The following is a 21,843-nucleotide window of genomic DNA, read 5'->3' on the forward strand; positions in this document are numbered from 1 at the left end:
CCGGCCGGGGTCAGCCGGTCAGGGCGCCACCTTGCAGGCGGTCACCGCGGTCCCGTTGGTCACACCGCCCGAGGTCAGGCCGCTCACGCACCGCGCGTGGTCGCCGCCCGAGCCGGTGGAACACGCCATCCGGACGTAGGCGGGGGCCTCGCCGCCCTGGAGCTCCCGCTCGACGGCGTTGATGCAGGCCGAGACGTCCGCGTGGGCGGCGGGGGCCGTGAAGGCCACGCCACCGAGGGCGAGGGTCAGGCCGGTGAGGGCTCCTGCGATACGGGTCGACGTGCGCATGGGACGCACCTGCTCTCCGGGTTCGCCGCGGCCGGGACCTGGATGTACCGGATCCGCGTGGGCTTCCCCTCCCTCGTTCGACGCTAGAGCAGCGCCCTGCCGCACGCACCCGCTGGCGCTCACGCCGAAGGGGCGCCCGGGATCGGAGAACGATCCCGGGCGCCCCTTCCGGTGGCCTACGGGGCGACTAGCTGTGCGCCCGCAGGAGCGAGCGCATCGTCCGCATCGCCACGGACAGGTTCGCCAGGTCGAAGTCGTCCGACCCCTGGATCTCGTCCAGGGTCGTCCGGGCCCGGCCGATGATCGCCGCGTTCTTCTCCTCCCACGCCTTGAAGCGCTCCTCGGGAGTCGACTCCCCGTTGCCCACCGCCAGCACGTCGGCGGTCAGCGCCGCGTGCGCCGCGAACAGGTCCTCGCGGATGGAGGCGCGGGCCATGGACTGCCAGCGGTCGGACCGCGGCAGCTCGATGATCCGGTCCATCAGCTGGGTGATGTCCAGGCGGTCGGCGAGGTCGTAGTAGACCTCCGCGACAGCCAGCGCGTCGACGCCGGTGCGGTCCGAGATCGCCACGATGTCGAGCGTCGGGAAGGCCGAGGAGAACCCGGCGACCTTGGCCGCCAGCTCCTCCGGCACGCCCTCGCCGGTCAGTTCGTCGAGGATCGACTGGTACCACTCCAGGTCGGCGCCGCGCACCAGCTTGGGCAGTTCGTCCCAGACCTGGCTCACCCGGTCGCTGAAGAGCTCGATCGTCTCGGTGATCTCCAGCGGCTGCGGCCGGTTGTTGAGCAGCCAGCGGGTGCCGCGCTCGACCAGGCGCCGCGAGTGCAGCCGCACCCGGGTCTGGACGTCGGCCGCGACCTTGTTGTCGAGCGCCTCGACCGCGTCCCACACCTCGGCCAGTCCGAAGATCTCGCGGGCCGCGAGCTGCGCGCGGACGATCTCCTCCGTGGAGGCCCCGGTCTCCTCGCGCAGGCGGTGCAGGAAGGTCGAACCGCCGGTGTTGACGGTGTCGTTGACCAGCAGCGTGGTGATGATCTCGCGGCGCAGCGCGTGCGCGTCGATCTGGTCCTGGAACTTCTCGTTCAGGGCGCCGGGGAAGTACGCGTGCAGCAGGCGGCGCAGGTACGGGTCGTCCGGCAGGTCGGTGGCGATGAGCTCGTCCGCCACCGTGATCTTGGTGTAGGCGAACAGGACGGCCAGCTCCGGCTGGGTCATGCCCTTGCCGTTGTTGAGCAGTTCGCGGATCTGCCGGTCGCTGGGCAGGAACTCCAGGTTCCGGTCCAGTCGTCCGGCCCGCTCCAGGCGGCGCATGAAGCGCTGCTGGGCGTGCAGCAGGCTGGGCGCCTGGGCCACCGCGTTGGCCAGGGCGGTGTTCTGCGCGTAGTTGTTGCGCAGGACCAGGTGACCGACCTCGTCGGTCATCTCGGCCAGCAGCTTGTTGCGCTGCTTGACCGTCATGTCGCCTTCGGTGACCAGCGCGTTCAGCAGGATCTTGATGTTCACCTCGTGGTCGGAGGTGTCCACGCCCGCGCTGTTGTCGATGGCGTCGGTGTTGACCTTGCCGCCCTCGCCGCCGGCCCCGGTGCGGGCGAACTCGATGCGGCCGAGCTGGGTCAGACCCAGGTTGCCGCCCTCGCCGATGACCTTGGCGCGGACGTCGGCGCCGTTGACGCGGATGGCGTCGTTGGCCTTGTCGCCGACGTCGGCGTGCGTCTCGGCCGTGGCCTTGACGTACGTGCCGATGCCGCCGTTCCAGACCAGGTCCACGGGGGCCTGGAGGATGGTCTGCATCAGCTCGGCCGGGGTCATCTTGGTGACGCCGGCCTCGATCCCGAGGGCCGCGCGCATCTGCGCGTTGACCGGGATGGCCTTGGCGGTACGCGGGTGGATCCCGCCGCCGGCGGAGAGCAGCGCGGTGTCGTAGTCGGCCCACGAGGAGCGCGGCAGCTCGAACAGGCGGCGGCGCTCGGCGTACGAGGTCGCGGCGTCCGGCGTCGGGTCGATGAAGATGTGCCGGTGGTCGAAGGCGGCGACCAGGCGGATGTGCTCGGAGAGCAGCATGCCGTTGCCGAAGACGTCACCGGACATGTCGCCGACGCCGACGACCGTGAAGTCCTGGGCCTGCGTGTCGTGGCCGAGCTCGCGGAAGTGCCGCTTGACGGACTCCCACGCGCCGCGGGCGGTGATGCCCATGCCCTTGTGGTCGTAGCCGGCCGAGCCGCCGGAGGCGAACGCGTCGCCGAGCCAGAAGCCGTACGCCTCGGCGACACCGTTGGCGATGTCGGAGAAGGTCGCGGTGCCCTTGTCGGCGGCGACGACGAGGTAGGTGTCGTCCTCGTCGTGGCGGACGACGCCCTTCGGCGGCACGACCTCGCCGCCGACCATGTTGTCGGTGATGTCGAGCAGCGCCGAGATGAAGATCTTGTACGAGGCGATGCCCTCGGCGAGCCAGGCGTCGCGGTCCACCGACGGGTCCGGCAGGTTCTTGGCGACGAAGCCGCCCTTGGCGCCGACCGGCACGATGACGGTGTTCTTGACCATCTGCGCCTTGACCAGGCCGAGGATCTCCGTACGGAAGTCCTCGCGGCGGTCGGACCAGCGCAGGCCGCCTCGGGCGACCTTGCCGAAGCGCAGGTGCACGCCCTCGACGCGCGGCGAGTACACCCAGATCTCGAACGCGGGGCGCGGCGCCGGCAGGTCCGGGATGGCCTGCGGGTCGAACTTCATCGACACGTAGGCGTGCTGCTCGCCCGCGGCGTTCTGCTGGAAGAAGTTGGTCCGCAGGGTCGCCTTGATGAGGGTGAGGAAGGAGCGCAGGATGCGGTCCTCGTCGAGCGAGGCGACCTGGTCCAGGGCCCCGTCCAGCTCCTCCAGCATGGCGTCGACGAGCTCGCTGCCGGCGGACTGGCGGCCGGGCGACATCCGGGCCTCGAAGAGCGAGACCAGCAGCCGGGTGGTGTGGACGTTGTTGCGGAGGGTGTCCTCCATGTAGTCCTGGCTGAAGGTGGAGCCGGCCTGGCGCATGTACTTCGCGTACGCGCGCAGGACGACGGCCTGCCGCCAGGTCAGCCCGGCGCTGAGCACCAGGGTGTTGAAGTTGTCGTTCTCGGCCTGCCCGGTCCACACGGCCGCGAACGCGTTCTGGAAGCGCTCGCGGGCGTCGTCGCCGAGGTAGCTGTCGCCGTTCCCGGCGGGGGTGTGGATCCGCAGGCCGAAGTCGTAGATCCACGCGTTCGTACGGTCGCTGCACCGCAGCTCGTACGGGCGCTCGTCGGTGACCTCGACGCCGAGGCGCTGCAGGACCGGCAGCACGGCGGACAGGGAGACCTGCTCGCCCTGGCGGTAGATCTTGAAGCGGCGCTCGCCGGGGCCCGCGCCGACCGGCTCGTAGAGGGAGAGGTCGAAGTCGCGGTCGCTCGCGGAGAGCTTCTCCAGGCGGACCAGGTCGGCGACGGCGGAGCGCGACGAGTGGTCGGCCTTGTAGCCCTCGGAGAAGGAGCCGCCGTACTTGCGCAGCAGCTCGGCGGCGTGCTCCTCGCCGGTCTCGGCGATGAGGGCCTCGGAGAACCCGTCGGACCAGGAGCGGGCGGCCTCCACCAGGCGCCCCTCCAGCCGCTCGACGTCGCCGTCGGTGAGCGCGGGCAGCTCGGTGCCCGGCTCGACGCGGACGACGAAGTGGATGCGGGAGAGGATCGACTCGGTGTTCCAGGCGGTGAAGTCGACGCTGCTGCCGTCGAGCTCCTCCTTCAGGATGTCCATCAGGCGCAGCCGGACGCCGGTGGTGAACCGGTCGCGGGGCAGGTAGACGAGGGCCGAGTAGTAGCGGCCGTACTCGTCCTGGCGCAGGTACAGCCGCAGCCGGCGGCGCTCCTGGAGGTACAGGACGGAGGTGACGATGGCCTGGAGCTGGTCGACCGGGGTCTGGAACAGCTCGTCGCGCGGGTAGGTCTCCAGGATCTGGAGCAGGTCGCGGCCGTCGTGGCTGGCCGGCGAGAAGCCGGCCCGCTCCAGGACGTCGGCGACCTTGCGGCGGATCACCGGGACGCGGCGCACCGACTCGGTGTACGCGGCGGAGGAGAACAGGCCGAGGAAGCGGCGCTCGCCGACGACGTTGCCGTCGGCGTCGAACTTCTTGACGCCCACGTAGTCGAGGTACGAGGGACGGTGCACGGTGGAGCGGCTGTTGGCCTTGGTCAGCACCAGCAGGCGGTGCTCGCGGGCCTTGGCGCGCGCGTCGGCGGGCAGCCGGTTGAAGGACGGCGAGACGGGGTGGCCGTCCTCCTTGCCGCTGTGCAGCGGGTCGGAGCGCAGGATGCCGAGGCCGGTGCCGGGCACGGCGGACAGGGCGTCGCCGTCGACGAGGTTGTACTCGCGGTAGCCGAGGAAGGTGAAGTGGTCGTCGGCGAGCCAGCGCAGCAGCTCACGGGCCTCTTCGAGCTCGTACTCGCGCAGGTCCGGGGCGGTCGGCTCCTGCGGAAGCCGGTCGGCGATGCGCAGCGCGGCGTCGCGCATCTTCTCCCAGTCCTCGACGGACTCGCGGACGTCGGACAGGACGCGCAGCAGGTCGGCGGTGATCTGCTTGAGGTCGGCGCGGTCGGTCTCGCGGTCGATTTCGACGTGGATCCACGACTCGACGAGGGAGTCGTGGGGGCGCGCGGTCTCGGGACCGTGCACGTCGCAGTCGGGGCCGAGGATCTCGATCAGCTTGCCGGTGACGTCACGGCGGACGACGACCTGCGGGTGGATCACGACGTGGATGCCGCGGCCCTGCCGGGAGAGCTCGTTGGTGACGGAGTCGACCAGGAAGGGCATGTCGTCGGTGACGACCTCGACGACCGAGTGGCTGGAGGTCCAGCCGTTCTCCTCGACCGTGGGGGTGTGCACGCGCACGTTCGCGGTGCCCTGCGGCCGCTTCTCGGCGAGCCGGTAGTGCGAGAGCGCTGCCCCGAACACGTCGACCGGGTCCCGGTCCAGCAGGTCCTCGGGGGCGGTGTGCAGGTAGTAGCGCTGGAGGTACGCGAGCACCGTGTCCCGGTCGGGACGCTCCCCCTGCTCGGACCCAGTCGGAAGTAGCCCCCCGGCCGGGCTGTTCTCAGCTACCCGGGCCGCCCGCGCGAGCAGCTCGGCCTTTGCTTCGTCCAGCTTGGTCTGCATGTCCTCTGGCTCCTGTCGCGCGCCATTGCGTGACGTAGGTGAAGGAAGGAATGACGTAGCGCCGCGAGGCGGGGTGTCCGTTCGGAATCGACGCTATGCCGTCGTGAGAGCCGCCGTGGAGGGAATCGGCCATGATCGGCGAGAGGTCCCGGCAGCGGGGATCAGCGAAGGCCCGGGCACGGTCGTGCGCCGGGCGCTGGCCGGAGGCGTCAATGCCCCCGATGACTATCGCGCTGATCACGGGTACCAGGCTATCTCGCCGGACCCCCTGCCCGTCACGGGCCGGAACTGTACAAAAGCAGGTGCACAAGTTTGACGATGTGCGCAGTGACGGCGGCGCCCGCTCGTGCCAGTCGTTATCCGGCCAGTTCGCGAGCAGTGCGGACGGCCTCCGCCAGCGAGTCCACCACGGGCACTCCGGCCGATTCCAGACTGGCCCGGCTGTGCGAACCACCCGTGTAGAGCACGGCCCGCGCACCCACGTGGGCGGCGGCGAGCGCGTCGTCCACGGCGTCTCCGATGAGGACCGTACGCAGGGCCGTCACGCCGGCCCCCTCCATGGCGGCCATATGGCGTACGAGGTGCCCCGCCTTGGTGGTGTGCGAGGGGCCCACCCGTCCGTCGACGCGGACGAAGTGCCCGTCGATGCCGTGCGTGCGCACCAGCGGTACGAGCTTGTCATGGGGCGCGAGCGACAGCAGCGACTGGGTGGCCCCGGCGCGGGACCAGTCCGCGAGCAGCTCCCGGGCGCCGTCGGCGAGCCCGGCGTCCTCGGCGGCCGCCCAGTAGTGCCGGTGGAAGGTCTCGTCCATGACGAGCCACTCCTCCTCGGTGGGGAGCCGGCCCATCAGACGCTCGTAGAACTTCGGCACCGGTACGACGTACAGGTCGCGGTACGTCTCCAGGCTGATCGGCGCGAAACCGAGCTCGGCGAAGGAGGCGTTCGTCGCCGCCATGACGGCGTCGATGTCGTGGAGCAGCGTGCCGTTCCAGTCCCAGACGATGTGCGGCCCGCCGGTGCGGGGACGGCTGACCGTCCCGGTCACTATCTCGGTCACTTCAACAACCCCGGAATCTCCTGCACTCCGAACCAGAGCAGCTCGTGGTCCTCGGCCCCGTCCACGGTGAACCGCGCATCGTCATCCCCGCCGTCGGCGGCGTCAAGAGCCGCTGCGGCGGCCGTGACGTCCTCCCGGGCGTCCTCGGCGTCGACGTGCACGGCGGCGGCCACCTTCAGCCGTACGGCGGCCGCGAGGGTCACCTGACCGAGGGTGGCCTCGTCGAGGCCGGGGGTCGCGGTGGCGGCCTTGTCGTCGATGTCGACGGCGACCACGACCCGCTTGCGCGGCGCCTCGGCGTCCTGGGCGAGCAGCCGCAGCGAGGCGGCGGCGGCGCGGCTGAGGGCCGCGTACTCCAGCTCCTCGATGTCGTCCGAGACGTACCACTCCCGCAGCCCGGGCGTGACGGCGTACGCGCGGAGCGGGGCGGGCCCCAGCTCGCCCGCCTTGTGCGCCTCGGCGAGCCCGGGGAGGGTCAGGGGGACGTACACGCGCATGGCCGGCTGCTTTCGGTAGTCGGAAACGCCCTCAGGATACGACCGAAGCGCCAAAACCCCACGCCCCCAACCCCAACCGCACCGCCGTCACCGGGCAGCGGCCGGGGGCGGCCGCTTCAGGCATCGCGGCGCGCGGCCGGCTCCGTTCGGTGGCCGTGGCCGTCCCCCTTCGGGCTGCCGCGCGGCCGGGGGATCGCGTCACCCCCAGGCCTCGCGCAACGGCCACGGCGGCCCGGCACCCGGGGCCGGCCACCCGGATAGGTGAGTGCGGGCGGGCCCCGGGAGGGCCGGGCGGTGCCGTTGCGGAGCGTGTTCGCCGGGCCGTAGAAGATCCCCAACCAAGTTACCGCCCGGTACCGCCGCCGGGCCCGGCCCTCGGGGACGACCGCCATGAACAGGACCAGGACCAGGAACACCACCCGCCCTCCCGGCCGCCGCGACCAGCGCCGCCCGCGCGGCCCGCACGACTGGTTCGCGGAACGCCTGCTGGCGGTGGTCAGCGGGCAGCGCCCGGTCCACTCCCTGCTGGGGCTCACCGTCGGCCCCGCGTACGAACAGCTCGTCACCCTGGCGCCCACCGGGCCGCTGCGCGACCGCCTGCGCCCGGTGCTGCGCCACTGCGGCCGCTTCCACCCGGGCCCGGGCGTCATCGAGGCCTTCGCCCGCATCGCCACGGGCGACCGCGTCTCGGCGATGGCCTTCCGCCTGGAACAGGGCCCCGACCTCCGCTGGCGCTGCGCCGCCATCGAAATCCAGGGCCCCCGCCCATGACCCCACCACTCACGACTCCGGCCCCGCCGGCCACTCCAGCCCCGCCGGCGTTTGAGGCGCGGGGTCCGGGGCAGCGCCCCGGCAACGCGGCCGCACCCGCCCACCGGCCCGCTCCGGCCCCGCCGGCCACTCCAGCCCCGCCGGCGTTTGAGGCGCGGGGTCCGGGGCAGCGCCCCGGCAACGCGGCCGCACCCGCCGACCGGCCCGCTCCAGGCGGCGGCGCCAACGGCAGCGGGTCCGGGGCCGCGTCCAGGCCGTACAGGTCCAGTCCGTACAACGCGACCGGGGTCGGACACCACGTTCGGTGTCCGACCCCGGTCGGGATGCCCCAGGCGGCGCCTCAGCGGCGGCGGCGCCGGCCCCGGGCGCTACTTCTTGCGGCGACGCCCGCCAGACGCCTTCTGCGCCTTGCGCCGCTCCGCCCGCGTCATCCCGTCACCGCCACCGTCGCTCTCGAAGTCGCCCTCGACGACCCCGCCCTCCCCGTCCACCGTCGGCGCGGAGAAGTGCAGCCGGTCCGGACGCTGCGGCGCGTCCAGCCCCTTCGCACGGATCTCGGGACGCGCCGCCCCGGCCGGCTCCTTCGTCAGCGACGGCGCCGCGTCCTGCACCGGAAGCTCCTCGACCTGCTGCTCGACCTGGACCTCCAGGTTGAACAGGTAGCCGACGGACTCCTCCTTGATGCCGTCCTGCATGGCGTTGAACATGTCGAAGCCCTCGCGCTGGTACTCGACCAGCGGGTCCTTCTGGGCCATCGCCCGCAGGCCGATGCCCTCCTGCAGGTAGTCCATCTCGTACAGGTGCTCACGCCACTTGCGGTCGAGCACCGACAGCACCACGCGCCGCTCCAGCTCACGCATGATCTCGGAGCCGAGCGTCTTCTCGCGCGCCGCGTACTGCTCGTGGATGTCGTCCTTGATGGACTCCGCGATGAACTCGGCCGTGATCCCGGCCCGGTCGCCGGCGGCCTCCTCCAGCTCCTCCACGGTGACCTTCACCGGGTAGAGCTGCTTGAAGGCGCCCCACAGGCGGTCGAGGTCCCACTCCTCGGCGAAGCCCTCGACCGTCTCGGCCGCGATGTACGCGTCGATGGTGTCGTCCATCATGTGGCGCACCTGCTCCTGGAGGTCCTCGCCCTCCAGCACCCGGCGGCGCTCGCTGTAGATGACCTCGCGCTGGCGGCTGAGGACCTCGTCGTACTTCAGGACGTTCTTGCGCGTCTCGAAGTTCTGGGTCTCGACCTGCGACTGCGCCGACGCGATCGCGCGCGTCACCATCTTGTTCTCGATCGGGACGTCGTCCGGCACGTTGGCCATCGACATGACCCGCTCGACCATCTGCGCCTTGAACAGACGCATCAGGTCATCGCCCAGCGACAGGTAGAAGCGGGACTCGCCCGGGTCGCCCTGACGGCCGGAGCGGCCGCGCAGCTGGTTGTCGATACGGCGCGACTCGTGGCGCTCGGTGCCCAGCACGTACAGCCCGCCGAGCTCCTTGACCTCCTCGAACTCCGCCTTCACGGCCGCCTCGGCCCGCTGGAGCGCCTCGGGCAGGGCGTGCGCCCATTCCTCGATGTGCTCCTCGGGGTCCAGGCCGCGCTGGCGCAGCTCGGCCTCGGCGAGGTCGTCCGGGTTGCCGCCGAGCTTGATGTCGGTACCGCGGCCGGCCATGTTCGTGGCGACGGTGACGGCGCCGCGGCGGCCGGCCTGGGCGACGATCGAGGCCTCGCGCTCGTGCTGCTTCGCGTTCAGCACCTCGTGCGGGATGCCGCGCTTGGAGAGCTGCTGCGAGAGGTACTCGGACTTCTCGACCGACGTCGTGCCGACGAGGATCGGCTGGCCCTTCTCGTGCTTCTCCGCGATGTCGTCGACGACGGCGGCGAACTTCGCGACCTCGGTGCGGTAGATCAGGTCCGCCTGGTCCTTGCGGACCATGTCGCGGTTGGTCGGGATCGGGACGACACCGAGCTTGTAGATCTGGTGGAACTCGGCGGCCTCGGTCATGGCCGTACCGGTCATTCCGGACAGCTTGCTGTAGAGGCGGAAGAAGTTCTGCAGGGTGATCGTGGCGAGGGTCTGGTTCTCGTCCTTGATGTCCACCCCTTCCTTCGCCTCGATCGCCTGGTGCATGCCCTCGTTGTAGCGGCGACCGGCGAGGATACGGCCGGTGTGCTCGTCGACGATCATGACCTCGCCGTCGATGACGACGTAGTCCTTGTCGGCCTTGAACAGTTCCTTCGCCTTGATGGCGTTGTTCAGGTAGCCGACGAGCGGGGTGTTCACCGACTCGTAGAGGTTCTCGATGCCGAGCCAGTCCTCGACCTTCGCGACACCGGCCTCGTGGATGGCGACGGTGCGCTTCTTCTCGTCGACCTCGTAGTCGCCGGTCTCCTCGATGCCCTTGAGGGGCTGGCCGGGCTCGCCCTTGGTGAGGCGGGTGACCAGCTTCGCGAAGTCGGCGTACCACTTCGTGGCCTGGTCGGCCGGGCCGGAGATGATCAGCGGCGTACGGGCCTCGTCGACGAGGATCGAGTCGACCTCGTCGACCACGGCGAAGTTGTGGCCGCGCTGGACCAGCTCGTCCTGCGACCACGCCATGTTGTCGCGCAGGTAGTCGAAGCCGAACTCGTTGTTCGTGCCGTACGTGATGTCCGAGTTGTACTGCTCGCGGCGCTGCGCCGGCGACATGTTCGCCAGGATGCAGCCGACCTCCAGGCCGAGGAACTTGTGCACCCGGCCCATCAGCTCGGAGTCGCGCTCGGCGAGGTAGTCGTTCACCGTGATCAGGTGGACGCCCTTGCCGGACAGCGCGTTCAGGTACGCGGGGAGCGTGCCGACGAGGGTCTTGCCCTCACCGGTCTTCATCTCGGCGACGTAGCCGAGGTGCAGCGCGGCGCCGCCCATGATCTGGACGTCGTAGTGGCGCTGGCCGAGGACGCGCTTCGCGGCCTCGCGAACGGTCGCGAAGGCCTCGGGCAGCAGGTCGTCCAGGCTCTCGCCGTCCTGGTAGCGCTGCTTGTACTCGTCAGTGAGCGCACGCAACTCGGCGTCGGAGAGGTTGACGAAGTCCTCTTCGATGGAGTTGACCTGGTCCGCGATGCGGTGCAGTTTGCGCAGGATCTTGCCTTCGCCTGCACGCATGAGCTTGTTGAAGACGGACACCGAGGTTTGTCTCCTTGCCGGTCGGGCCTGGCACTGGTTCGTACACGGGCACGGAGGGTGGGCCCCACCGCAACGGCCATCGTAAGCGAGGACGCGGTCGCGTCGGGAGGTCCGCACTATCCGCAGGGCACGGGTGCCCGGAATGAGAACGTACGGGATGCCCGGAAGGTGCCGGTGTCACCGAAAACTGTTCGCCGTGTCCCTGCGGCGGACCGCAGAATCCGTTCATGGAGCCCACCACCCTGACCACCACGCTGAGCACCGCGCGACTGCTGCTGCGGCCCTTCGGCCCCGCCGACGAGGACGCGGTGTACGCCGCCTGCCAGGATCCCGACATCCAGCGCTGGACCATGGTCCCCTCCCCGTACGAGCGGGAGCACGCCCGGACCTTCGTCGGCGAGATCGTCCCGGCCGGCTGGCGGGAGCGCAGCGGGTACAGCTTCGCCGTGCGCCTCGCGCCGGACGGCCCGCTGGTCGCCGCCGTCGGCGTCCACGTGCGCGGCGCCGAGTCGTACGAGATCGGCTACTGGGCGGTGAAGGAACACCGCGGCCGGGGCTACATGACCGAGGCCGCCGCGGCCGTCGCCCGCTGGGCCTTCACCGAGCTGGGCGCCGGACGGCTGGAGTGGCGCGCCGAGGTCGGCAACGACGGCTCCCGCGCCGTCGCCGAGAAGGCCGGGTTCCGCATGGAGGGCACGCTGCGCGCCGCCCTGGAGGTCAAGGGCACCCTGCGCGACTGCCGGGTGGGCGCCCTGCTCCCCTCGGACCTCGGCCTGCCGTCCGCGACGCCGTACCTGCCCGCTGTCAGTGGCGCCGTCTAGGGTGCCGCCATGACCACCGCCGCACCGCCGCAGCCGACCCCTGCCGTGTCCCTGTCCGCCGATGAGGCCCGCCGGATCGCCCTGCGCGCGCAGGGCTTCCTCGGTGCGCCCGACCGGCGCGGCGGGGTGCGCGGGGTGCTGCGGCACCTGGGCGCCGTACAGCTCGACACGATCTCGGTCCTGGCCCGGTCGCACGAGCTGATCCCGTACGCGCGCCTGGGCGCGGTCGGCCGGCCGGCCGTGGAGTCGGCGTACTGGTCGGACCGGCACGCCTTCGAGTACTGGTCGCACGCGGCCTGCATCCTGCCCATCGAGGAGTGGCCGCACTTCGCGTTCCGCCGCCGGGCCAACCGGGCCCGCGGCCACCGCTGGCACGTCCTGCAGGACAAGGAGCGCTCGACGAAGGCCGTCCTGGACCGCCTCAGGGCCGACGGCCCGCTGACCTCGACCGAGCTGGGCGGCGCCAAGAACGGCGGCGAGTGGTTCGAGTGGTCCGAGACGAAGATCGCGGTGGAGTGGCTGCTCGACACCGGCGAGGTGGTCTGCAGCGAACGCCGCGGCTGGAAGCGGGTGTACGACCTGCCCGAGCGCGCCGTCCCCGACGCGCTGCTCCACGACGACCTCGACGACCACGAGTGCCTGCGCCGCCTGGTCGCCCTGGCCGGACAGTCGCTCGGGGTCGGCACCCGCGCCGACATCGCGGACTACCACCGCCTCAAGGGCGAGCAGTTCGACGCGGTGATCGAGGAGTCGGGCCTGGTCCCGGTCGAGGTCGAGGGCTGGTCCAAGCCGGCCTGGGCCGCCCCGGAGGCCCTCGCGCAGGCCCCCCGGGGCCGCCACCGCACGACGCTGCTGTCGCCGTTCGACTCCCTGGTGTGGGACCGGCCGCGCACCGAGCGGATCTTCGGCTTCACGCACCGCCTGGAGGCGTACGTCCCCAAGCCCAAGCGGATACACGGCTACTTCGCCATGCCCTTGCTGGCGGGCGGCCGCCTGCAGGGCCGCGTCGACCCGGCCCGCGAGGGCACCACCCTGGTGGCCCGCCAGCTCTCGCTGACCACGCCGAAGGCCGCCCGCCCGATGGCGCAGGCCCTGCGCGAGGCGGCGAGCTGGGTCGGCTGCGACACGGTCCGCATCGAGCGCGCCACGTCCCCGGCCGAAGCGGAGTCCGTCGCGTCGGAACTCGCCACGCTCTGACGGGCCCCGCGAACGGCTCCGCGGATCAGGACGTCAGCGGGTCAGCGGATTTCCAGGATCTTCTCGCGCATCGCGTAGACCACGGCTTCCATCCTGGAGTGCAGCTGGAGCTTCTCCAGGATGTTGCGCACGTGGTTCTTCACGGTGTTCTCGGAAATGAACAACTCCTTGGCGATGTCCCGGTTGTTCATCCCGGTGGCGACCAGCTTCAGGACTTCGAGCTCCCGGTCCGTGAGCCGCGGCGCCGGCACCAGCCGCCGCTCGTCGGTGCGCTGGATCATCGACTTGAACTCGGTCAGCAGCTTCGACGCCATCGAGGGGCTGATCTGCGACTGCCCGTCGGCCACGGCGCGAATCGCGGTGGCCACCTCGTCGGTCGAGATCTCCTTCAGCAGATATCCCGTCGCGCCCGCCTTGATCGCGTCGTAGAGGTCCGCCTCCTCGTCGCTGATCGTCAGCATGATGATCTTGGCCGAGGGCGCCACTTCCTTGATCGACGTACACGCCTCGATCCCACCGCGCCTCGGCATCCGCACGTCCATCAGCACGATGTCCGGCAGCAGGTCCGCTGCCTTGTCCACGGCCTCCGCGCCGTCCCCGGCCTCACCGACGACCTGGATGTCCTCCTCCTGCGCGAGCACGATCTCCAGCCCGCGCCGGAACAGCGCGTGGTCGTCCACCACGAGGACTCGGATCGGCTCGCCGGCAGAGCTCCGGGGAGCCCCACAGTCCGCACCGTCGTCGCCGCGTGCCGGTCCGAAGCTGTCCGCCATCGTTCCTCCCCCTGCATGTGCCGAGCCGCCGCACCAACCCGGCGGGGTCGGCCGCCGGTTGACTGCCCGCCATGATTCCATGCCCGCGCCGTCCCCCGGGGGCTTCCGCGAGCCACACTGGCGCATACGAGTCGTCCGCGCGCCCTCCGGGCCCGCTCACAGGAGTGCCCCTGCGGGTCGCGACGGGCGTCCCGCAGGGGCAGCGAACAAAGGATCAGCCGCCGAGCGCCCCGCCGGCTCCCGCGCCGGATTCGGCGGACGTGGAGGCCTGGTCGGAGTTGAGGTGGATCACGCCGTAGTCATAGCCGTGGCGCCGGTAGACGACGCTCGGCATCTTCGTGTCGGAGTCGACGAACAGGTAGAAGTCATGGCCGACCAGCTCCATCTCGTACAGAGCCTGGTCGAGCGACATGGGTGCGGCCGAGTGCGTCTTCTCGCGGACGATGAGCGGGCCTTCGCCCTGCACTTCGAGTGACCCGATCCGAGTGGTCGGGATCGCGTCGGCCTGCTCCTCGGAGAACGGCTGGCCGTTGGCGTTCAGCTGGGCCACGCCCGGCACCACGTCGGCGACCTCGGCCGCCGAGAGCCGGCCGCTGCCACGGCGGGTGTACCGCTTGTCGTGCTGCTTGCGCAGCCGGGCCTCCAGCTTGTCCTGAGCCAGGTCCAGCGCCGCGTACGCGTCTGCGGCCGAGGCTTCTGCCCGGATGACGGGGCCCCGCGAGTGCAGGGTGATCTCCACGCGGTCGGAACGGTCGGCCTGGCGCGGGTTGTGCTCCTTGGACACCTCGACGTCCAAGCTGATCACCTTGGCGTCGAGCTTCTGGATCCGCTCGGGATTCAGCTTCTCTGCCACGTGCTTGCGGAACCGCTCGGGCACTTCGGTCTTGCGGCCCTTGACGACGATGTCCACGCAGAACTCCGTTCCCGGATAGCTCCGCCTCATGGGGCGAAGCGTCTCCCTTTCGCACCAGACTCCGGTGAGCACCGGAGCCTCGGACTTGGCGACTTTCACCTCCTCCTCCCCCATCGGCAAGATCTACACCCCACCGACTTCGGAGTCGAGAGACAGCCTCTGACACGAAGATCCGAAGCGTTTCGAAACGTGCGATCCGATGCGTGGGGCCCAAGGCTCGCCAGTTCCTCACAACCGAACATATCTCTCTATGCCGGTTGTCGGCACCCGCTACCGGAACGTACCTCCGATCAGGTGGCCATTCCCTCGTACTACCTGCAACGATGCGCCTTCCCCTCCAGTTCCAAATCTATTCACAGGTTTTTTGGTCTGTCCGGGTTGCGCACGAGATCTCCCCGCCCGAACGAGTCCGCGGGGGCCGCGACCACGGCCGCCGCGGCCACCGGACCGAGCCCCGCCGCGCGCACCGCCCGCGCCGCCTCGGCGAGCGTGGCGCCGGTGGTGACGATGTCGTCCACGAGCAAGATCCGCGGCCGGGCCAGCCCGTCGCCCTGCGCCGCCGCAGCCCCGCTGAGCAGCAGTTTCACCCCGTCACGGGGCACCTCCAGGGCGCCCGCGAGGTTCGTCTTGCGCTCCCGCGCCCCCAGCCCCGACTGGTCCGCGACCTGCCGCCGCAGCCGCAGTACGGGCGCCACCCGCGCCGGAACACCGGCCCGCCGCAGCCGCGCCGAGGCGGCCAGGGCGATCCTGCGCGCCGGATCGTGCCCGCGCGCCCGCGTCCGCCGCCGCGCCGACGGAACCGGAATCAGCGCCAACTCCCCCGCGCACCCCGGCGCGGCCGCCCGGACGGCTCCCGCGAGGGCGGTGCCGAGCACCCCGGCCAGGGGCAGCGCCCCACGCTCCTTGTGGGCCAGTACGACCCCTCGTACCGCCCCTCCGTACGCGGCGGCCGCATACACCGCGGGCAGCCCCGCCGGAGCCGCACAGGGCCGCACACACCCCGCCCCGGCCCCGCTGAGCGCCGCCCGACACCCGCCGCACAGCGCCGCGCGGGCGGCCCCGCAGCCGGCGCAGTCGACCGGCAGGACCAGCCCGGCGAGCTCCCGCCACCATCCCCGCATACGAGCACTGTGCCGGGCCGGGCCGGCCCGCCGCCACCCCTGTGGACAACTCCGTGCAGGGGACTGAACCCGCAGGTCAGCCGGGGTAGACCGGAGCGGTGCCGCCCGCCGCCGCCGTGCGCCACTGCGCCCCCGGCGGCAGCCAGACGATGCCGTCGTCCTCCGAGTACGCCACCACGGGCTTGTTCTCGTCCTCGGACGCCGCGATCGCGCTCAGCCCGGTCGCCCCGGGCAGGCTCGCCGCGACCATCGAGCCGTCGGCCAGCATGTAGCGGGCCTGCACGACCCCGCCGCTCTCCCGGCCCACCACCAGCAGCCGGCCGCGCGGCGCCCAGCTCATCGCCGTCACGTCGGCCATCTGCGGGGCCGCCGGGCGCAGCTCGCGCACCGACACCCCCGAGGCGTCCGCCTTGCCCTCGGGCCGCTCGATCCGCCCGATGAACAGGTTCTTGCGCCCGCCGTCCTTCTCGACGAGGAGCGCGATCCGCACCCCGTCGGAGGACGCCTTCAGCGCGGAGATCCGGCCGCTGCCGAGCCCGGACACCTCGACCTTCTGCGGGGTTCCGGTCCCGCCGGGCACCCGCCACAGCGCCGCGTTCTGCGGATCCAGGTCCGCGATCCACAGGTCGCCCAGGGCGTCCCAGCTGGGTGCCGTCAGCTTGCCGGCCTTGCTGGTCAGCACCGGCGCCGGCATCGCGCCGGCGGTCGTCAGGTTGACGACGTACAGCCCGTGCCCGTCCTGGGAGACCACCCCGGCGCGCTTCTCGTCGTAGGAGACCGCCGCCGAGCCGGCCTTGAAGGCGGTGGCGGTGGACAGCGGCCCCGGCGCCGGCTCGGGCTTCTCCTGGTGCTGCTGGTCCTCGCTGTTGACGTCGAGGGTCATCCGGACCAGCCGGGCGTCCCTGTCGACGTAGTACTGGTGGTCCGGGCTCTGCGGCCGGTTCGCCATGGCCGCCGCGGCGGCACCCGTCACCGAACAGAGCGAGGACTTGCCGTCGGGGCCCACGAGTTCGACCCGGTCGAGCCGGGAGGCCGTCAGTTCCTTGACGGTGTACAGGAGTTGCGCGGCCATCTTCTGGCACTGCGGGTGCGCGACGTTGTCGGCCTTCGCGTTCAGCGGCACCCGCAGCGTGTTCTGGCCGTCGTACGAAAGGGACTTGGTGCCGTCGCGCAGCGCCGTCCCGCTGGGGAAGCTGGAGGTGACGACCGGGCCGAGCCACTTCGACGGGCCGGCCAGCAGCGACTGCACGGTCTGCGTGGTGGGGTCCATCCGCGACGCGGGGTCGCTGCGCTGGCGCACGTACACCGGGTCGGCCACGAGCGTGGAGCCCGCGAAGTAGTACTTGTTGACCGGCTTGTAGATGCGCTGGAAGTCGGACTCGCTGAGCACGAGGCTGCTGGGCGGGGTGGCGATCCGCCACTGCTTGTTGACCTGGACCAGCTGGAGGTACTCCTCGTAGCGCCCGCCGCCGGTCTCCGGCTGGTACGCGCTGCGCTCGTCCACCGTGGCGAGCTTCTTGCCGGTCACCTTCCAGCGGGGCTGCTCGGGCTCCTTCTCGCCGGGCACCGGGTACCGGTCGAGGCCGGCGGAGAGCACGGTGACGGCCGAGCCGGGCTTCCAGTTCTTCGCGGCGTCCTCGGTGAGGTACTTGCGGGCGGTGTCCAGCATCGGGTCGTCGCTGGTCATCGCCTCCAGGAAGCCGTCGACGATCTCGGCCGGGCTGGCCTTGTCGGCGGGCGGCACCCCGAACACCCTGACCTGCGAGTCCACGCCGTGCGAGGCCTGCACCTGCCGGATCTCACCGCTGTCGGGCATCGAGGCGCAGCCGGCCAGCAGCAGGGCGGCCAGTGTGGCCGAGCCCAGCGCGGCGCACTCCCGCGCGCTCGGCGGTCTGCGGCCCGGTTCGCGGGAACCCCTGGGCTCAGCGTCCACCTGTTCCGTCCTCCTGTGCTGCCTGATCGGCCGCCCGGGCCACGACACGGGCCCCGTTGCCCGGCAGGGCGGTCGGGTCCGCGGGCACCGGCAGCGCGCCGGCGACCGCGGAGCGCGGCGGTATGGGCGAGCGGTCCGCGCCGTCCCCGGGCCGCTGGGTCGCCGCCGAGGCGCCCGCACCGGCCGCCTCGGCGGCGGCCCGGGCCCGGTTGGCCCGGGAATCCTCCGGCTCCAGCGGGATCGGGGAGCCGCGCAGGGGCTCGTCGGCGGTCCGGGGCAGGGTCAGGCGGAACTGCGAGCCGCCGCCCGGCTCGCCCCACGCCTGGAGCCAGCCGCCGTGCAGCCGGGCGTCCTCGACGGCGATGGACAGGCCGAGGCCGGTCCCGCCGGTGGTACGGGCGCGGGCCGGGTCGGCCCGCCAGAAGCGGTTGAAGACGCGGGTGGCCTCGCCGGGCTTGAGCCCGACCCCGTAGTCCCTGACGGCCACGGCGACGGCCCCGCCCGCCGAGGCGAGCCGGACCACCACGTCGCGGCCCTCGCCGTGCTCCACGGCGTTGACGACGAGGTTGCGCAGCACCCGCTCCACGCGGCGGGCGTCGGCCTCCGCTATCACCGGCTGGGTGTCGCCGAGGACCCGGATGCGGGTGCCCTTGTGCTCCGCGAGCGGCTCCGCGCCGTCGATGACCCGGCGTACGACGTCGCGCAGGTCGACGGGCTCGGCCTCCAGCGCGGCCGCGCCCGCGTCGAACCGGCTGATCTCCAGCAGGTCGGCGAGCAGCGACTCGAACCGGTCGAGCTGACCGGCGAGGAGCTCGGCGGACCGTGCGGTGACGGGGTCGAAGTCGACACGCGCGTCGTGGATGACGTCGGCGGCCATCCGGACCGTGGTGAGCGGGGTCCGCAGCTCGTGCGAGACGTCGGAGACGAACCTGCGCTGCAGCCGGGACAGGTCCTCCAGCTGCTGGATCTTGAGCTGGAGGTTCTGGGCCATCTTGTTGAAGGCCTCGCCCAGGCGGGCGATGTCGTCCTCGCCGGTGACCTTCATCCGCTCCTGGAGCCGCCCGGCCGAGAGCCGCTCGGCGATCCCGGCGGCCATCCGGACGGGGGTCACGACCTGCCGTACGACGAGCCACGCGATGGCGCCCAGCAGTACGACGACGAACACGCCCGCGGTCGCGAAGGTGACCTTGACCAGGTTGAGGGACTCCTCCTCCTGCGTCAGCGGGAAGAGATAGTACAGGTCGTACGGGTCGCCGTTGATGTCGGTGAGCCGCTTGCCCACCACCAGCGCGGGTTCCGGGTCCTTCTCGCCGGTCCCGGAGGTGTACTTGATCTCCGAGAAGGTCTTGAAGGTGCCGGTGGCGTGGTTGACGGCCTCGCGCAGCCCCAGCGGGACGCTCGCGGTCGGGTCCACGTTGCCGGAGGCGCGGGCGCCCCTGACGCCCTGGGCGCCGGGCGGGCCCTGCTCACCGGTCCCGGCGCCGAGCGCGGCCACCTCGAAGGCGGTCTGGCCGCCACTGGCGAGCTGTTTGACCAGCGAGTTCATCCAGGTGCTGGCGTCCCGGCCGACCTTGTTGTCGGTGGCGTCGGGCCCGTCCACGGCCGACGGCGTGTTGGCCTTCTCCTGGGCGACCGCGAACCCGCCCGCGGCCTGGCTCTGCGCGGCCTGCTCCTTGGCGTCGAGGAGACCCTTGCTGACCTGCGCGATGACGACGAACCCCAGCGCGAGGACCACGGCCAGCGACATCAGCAGCGTCGCCGCGACCACCCGGAGCTGGATGTTGCGCCGCCACAGCCGGACAGCCGGAAGCAGCGGCCGGCGCACGAGACGTACGAACAGCCGCAGCACAGGGCCGCCGGGCGCTCCGTCGGCGGTCTGACGGAGCCGCCGACCGCCCCTCAGGACCCCTCGGCGGGAGTCGCTGGGGGACTTGCCGGGCTGCACGTCAGCTCGGTCCGGCCTTGTAGCCGACACCACGCACCGTCACGACGATCTCAGGGCGCTCCGGGTCCTTCTCGACCTTGGAGCGCAGCCGCTGCACGTGCACGTTGACCAGGCGGGTGTCCGCCGCGTGCCGGTAGCCCCAGACCTGCTCCAGCAGCACCTCACGGGTGAAGACCTGCCAGGGCTTGCGCGCGAGGGCGACCAGCAGGTCGAACTCCAGCGGGGTCAGCGCGATCGAGGCACCGTCCCGCTTCACGGAGTGCCCGGCCACGTCGATGACCAGGTCACCGATGGCCAGCTGCTCCGGCGCGGGCTCCTCCGAGCGGCGCAGGCGGGCCCGGATGCGGGCCACCAGCTCCTTCGGCTTGAACGGCTTGACGATGTAGTCGTCGGCCCCGGACTCCAGGCCCACGACGACGTCGACCGTGTCGCTCTTCGCGGTGAGCATGACGATCGGCACGCCGGACTCGGCCCGGATCAGCCTGCAGACCTCTATGCCGTCCCGACCGGGCAGCATGAGGTCGAGCAGCACGAGATCCGGCTTCGCCTCCCGGAAGGCAGCCAGTGCCTTGTCGCCGTCCGCTACGAACGACGGCTCAAAACCTTCTCCACGCAGCACAATGCCGAGCATCTCGGCCAGCGCGGTGTCGTCGTCGACGACAAGGACTCGTCCCTTCATGCTTGACATCATCCCATTAGCTAATCGTTACCTGGCGGTGAGCTGTCCCACAGCCAAAAGGGCTGGAAATCGCCCCTCGGACCTGCGTGGTGATCAGGACGTCCAGTCTCCCTCGGATCGGGGTGACAATTGAGAGTACGGGCGGCCGGGATACCGGGGGGACGGCCGGTCCGTTCGGCGTTCCCCCATGGCACGATGGCAGCCGACCAGCGCGCCCGCTCCGGCAGGTGCACGTGAAGGAGCGACGATGAACGACTCTCCGGGCTGGGCCGCGCCTGGATCCCCGTCCGACGGCCAGGGCTCCGACGGCCAGGGCTCCGACGGCACCCAGGCCCCCGCGCGGCCCGCCGGCGACCCGAAGTGGTCCGCCGAGCAGCCGCCGCCCGGCCAGTGGTCCAGCCCCGGCACCGGAGCCTCCGACGCCCCCTCCACGGCCCCGCAGCAGCCCGCACAGGGCGCCGGCTGGGGCTCGTACGGCCAAACGGGTGCCGGACAGCGCCACGGCGGCGCACCGGCAGGCCCCGCCGGGACCGGCAGCGCCGGCGGCTGGGGCGGCTGGGGCCCGCCCCCGGCGGCCAAGCCCGGCGTGATCCCGCTGCGCCCGCTCGGCCTCGGCGAGATCCTCGACGGCGCCGTCAGCACCATGCGCACCCACTGGCGCTCGGTGCTCTCCATCAGCCTCGCCGTCGCGGTGCTGGTCCAGGTGTGCAGCGTGCTCGTCCAGAAGTACTCCGCCGACCGCCTCACCATCGAGCCGGGCTCACAGCCGCGCGCCGAGGACCTCACGGCCGGCGGCAGCGTGGTGCTGACCCTCGCCGCCTTCTTCATCCAGCTCCTCGGCGGCCTGCTGGTCACCGCCATGCTCACCATGATCTTCAGCCGGGCCGTGCTCGGTCACGGCTCCACGGTCGCCGGCGCCTGGCGCGACGCCCGCGGCCAGCTGCTCCGGCTGGCCGGACTGACCCTGCTCCTCGGTGGCGGCGCGGCCGCCGTCTTCGCCGTGCTGCTCGTACCCGGCATCGTGGCCGACAACCTCGGCCTCATCCTGCTCGGCGGCCTCGCCGCGGCCGTCCTCGTCGTCTGGCTGTGGATCAAGTTCAGCCTCGCCTCGCCCGCGCTGATGCTGGAGAAGGCCAAGATCCGCACCGCGCTGGGCCGCTCGTCGAAGCTGGTCGGCGGCTCCTGGTGGCGCATCTTCGGCATCACCGTCCTCACCGCCCTCATCACCGCCATCGTGTCCGCGGTCGTCATCTACCCGCTGATGATCGTCGCCGTGATCGTGTTCGGCGGCGGCATGGAAGGCCTCGCCGACGGCACCGCCCTGGACAGCTGGGGCGCCCTCGTCCTCACGGGCATCGGCAGCGTCATCGCACTCACCATCACCATGCCGATCCAGTCGGGCGTCACCGTCCTCCTCTACATCGACCAGCGCATCCGGCGCGAAGCCCTCGACCTGGAACTCGCCCGCGCGGCGGGCCTGGAGAACTACGGCGCGAACGCGGCGACACCGCCCACCGGAGGCTGACGCGCC

At 71.7% G+C, this 21,843-nt stretch carries 15 protein-coding genes; 4 read left to right on the top strand and 11 right to left on the bottom strand.

Translation table 11 applies throughout. From position 1 onward, the window contains the following. Positions 1-18: 18 nt before the first annotated feature. From OG982_RS10565 to OG982_RS10580, 4 genes are all read right to left on the bottom strand, one after another. Entirely contained in the window at positions 19-288 is a 270-nt protein-coding gene (locus tag OG982_RS10565; RefSeq protein WP_266787864.1) for a hypothetical protein, read from the bottom strand. Positions 289-475: 187 nt separating this feature from the next. Beyond that, complete coding sequence (locus tag OG982_RS10570; protein WP_266787863.1) at positions 476-5,443, bottom strand: NAD-glutamate dehydrogenase; 4,968 nt, start codon at positions 5,441-5,443, stop codon at positions 476-478. Between the two features lie 356 nt (positions 5,444-5,799). After that, positions 5,800-6,501: an HAD family hydrolase gene (locus OG982_RS10575; RefSeq protein WP_266787862.1), complete on the bottom strand. Its 702-nt coding sequence runs from the start codon at positions 6,499-6,501 to the stop codon at positions 5,800-5,802. After that, the gene (locus tag OG982_RS10580) at positions 6,498-6,998 is read right to left on the bottom strand and encodes a hypothetical protein (protein ID WP_266787861.1); all 501 of its coding nucleotides are present in this window, start codon (positions 6,996-6,998) and stop codon (positions 6,498-6,500) included. Before OG982_RS10580 ends, OG982_RS10575 begins: the two co-directional genes overlap by 4 nt. 390 nt (positions 6,999-7,388) lie before the next feature. Here OG982_RS10580 and OG982_RS10585 point away from each other — a divergent pair, with 390 nt between their 5' ends. After that, complete coding sequence (locus tag OG982_RS10585) at positions 7,389-7,769, top strand: Rv3235 family protein (RefSeq protein WP_266787860.1); 381 nt, start codon at positions 7,389-7,391, stop codon at positions 7,767-7,769. 368 nt (positions 7,770-8,137) lie between these two features. Here the strand turns inward: OG982_RS10585 and secA are convergent, their stop codons facing one another. Further along, the gene (secA, locus tag OG982_RS10590) at positions 8,138-10,930 is read right to left on the bottom strand and encodes a preprotein translocase subunit SecA (protein ID WP_266787859.1); all 2,793 of its coding nucleotides are present in this window, start codon (positions 10,928-10,930) and stop codon (positions 8,138-8,140) included. Positions 10,931-11,157: 227 nt separating this feature from the next. Between secA and OG982_RS10595 the strand changes: the two genes are divergently transcribed. Both OG982_RS10595 and OG982_RS10600 read left to right on the top strand, forming a co-directional pair. Beyond that, positions 11,158-11,751, top strand: a complete 594-nt coding sequence (locus tag OG982_RS10595; RefSeq protein WP_266948396.1) for a GNAT family N-acetyltransferase — start codon at positions 11,158-11,160, stop codon at positions 11,749-11,751. A gap of 9 nt (positions 11,752-11,760) precedes the next feature. Next, positions 11,761-12,948, top strand: coding sequence for a winged helix-turn-helix domain-containing protein (locus tag OG982_RS10600; RefSeq protein ID WP_266948398.1), 1,188 nt, complete (start codon positions 11,761-11,763; stop codon positions 12,946-12,948). Positions 12,949-12,989: 41 nt separating this feature from the next. Here the strand turns inward: OG982_RS10600 and OG982_RS10605 are convergent, their stop codons facing one another. The 6 genes from OG982_RS10605 to mtrA form a co-directional block, all read right to left on the bottom strand. Next, positions 12,990-13,721: a response regulator transcription factor gene (locus OG982_RS10605; RefSeq protein ID WP_266787856.1), complete on the bottom strand. Its 732-nt coding sequence runs from the start codon at positions 13,719-13,721 to the stop codon at positions 12,990-12,992. 214 nt (positions 13,722-13,935) lie between these two features. After that, positions 13,936-14,664: a ribosome-associated translation inhibitor RaiA gene (gene raiA / locus OG982_RS10610; RefSeq protein WP_266787855.1), complete on the bottom strand. Its 729-nt coding sequence runs from the start codon at positions 14,662-14,664 to the stop codon at positions 13,936-13,938. 323 nt (positions 14,665-14,987) lie between these two features. After that, on the bottom strand, positions 14,988-15,755 hold the full coding sequence (locus tag OG982_RS10615) for a ComF family protein (protein WP_266948400.1): 768 nt from the start codon (positions 15,753-15,755) through the stop codon (positions 14,988-14,990). A gap of 76 nt (positions 15,756-15,831) precedes the next feature. Continuing rightward, positions 15,832-17,688 (bottom strand): LpqB family beta-propeller domain-containing protein, encoded by a 1,857-nt coding sequence (locus OG982_RS10620; protein WP_323139243.1) that lies wholly within the window; start codon positions 17,686-17,688, stop codon positions 15,832-15,834. Then, entirely contained in the window at positions 17,678-19,537 is a 1,860-nt protein-coding gene (gene mtrB / locus OG982_RS10625; RefSeq protein WP_323139244.1) for an MtrAB system histidine kinase MtrB, read from the bottom strand. Before mtrB ends, OG982_RS10620 begins: the two co-directional genes overlap by 11 nt. Before the next feature lie 97 nt (positions 19,538-19,634). Then, positions 19,635-20,324: a two-component system response regulator MtrA gene (gene mtrA, locus OG982_RS10630; RefSeq protein ID WP_189973359.1), complete on the bottom strand. Its 690-nt coding sequence runs from the start codon at positions 20,322-20,324 to the stop codon at positions 19,635-19,637. Between the two features lie 235 nt (positions 20,325-20,559). Here mtrA and OG982_RS10635 point away from each other — a divergent pair, with 235 nt between their 5' ends. Beyond that, positions 20,560-21,837, top strand: a complete 1,278-nt coding sequence (locus OG982_RS10635; RefSeq protein WP_266787854.1) for a hypothetical protein — start codon at positions 20,560-20,562, stop codon at positions 21,835-21,837. The last annotated feature ends 6 nt before the right edge of the window (positions 21,838-21,843 follow it).

Source organism: Streptomyces sp. NBC_01551 (assembly GCF_026339935.1).
Taxonomy (GTDB): Bacteria; Actinomycetota; Actinomycetes; order Streptomycetales; family Streptomycetaceae; genus Streptomyces.

Bases quoted from the DNA above. Each gene is read 5' to 3' on its own strand.
- OG982_RS10605 (WP_266787856.1), bottom strand. From the start codon at position 13,721: ATGGCGGACAGCTTCGGACCGGCACGCGGCGACGACGGTGCGGACTGT.
- OG982_RS10595 (WP_266948396.1), top strand. From the start codon at position 11,158: ATGGAGCCCACCACCCTGACCACCACGCTGAGCACCGCGCGACTGCTG.
- OG982_RS10600 (WP_266948398.1), top strand. From the start codon at position 11,761: ATGACCACCGCCGCACCGCCGCAGCCGACCCCTGCCGTGTCCCTGTCC.
- OG982_RS10635 (WP_266787854.1), top strand. From the start codon at position 20,560: ATGAACGACTCTCCGGGCTGGGCCGCGCCTGGATCCCCGTCCGACGGC.
- OG982_RS10585 (WP_266787860.1), top strand. From the start codon at position 7,389: ATGAACAGGACCAGGACCAGGAACACCACCCGCCCTCCCGGCCGCCGC.
- OG982_RS10570 (WP_266787863.1), bottom strand. From the start codon at position 5,443: ATGCAGACCAAGCTGGACGAAGCAAAGGCCGAGCTGCTCGCGCGGGCG.
- OG982_RS10580 (WP_266787861.1), bottom strand. From the start codon at position 6,998: ATGCGCGTGTACGTCCCCCTGACCCTCCCCGGGCTCGCCGAGGCGCAC.
- mtrA (WP_189973359.1), bottom strand. From the start codon at position 20,324: ATGATGTCAAGCATGAAGGGACGAGTCCTTGTCGTCGACGACGACACC.
- OG982_RS10615 (WP_266948400.1), bottom strand. From the start codon at position 15,755: ATGCGGGGATGGTGGCGGGAGCTCGCCGGGCTGGTCCTGCCGGTCGAC.
- OG982_RS10565 (WP_266787864.1), bottom strand. From the start codon at position 288: ATGCGCACGTCGACCCGTATCGCAGGAGCCCTCACCGGCCTGACCCTC.
- raiA (WP_266787855.1), bottom strand. From the start codon at position 14,664: ATGAGGCGGAGCTATCCGGGAACGGAGTTCTGCGTGGACATCGTCGTC.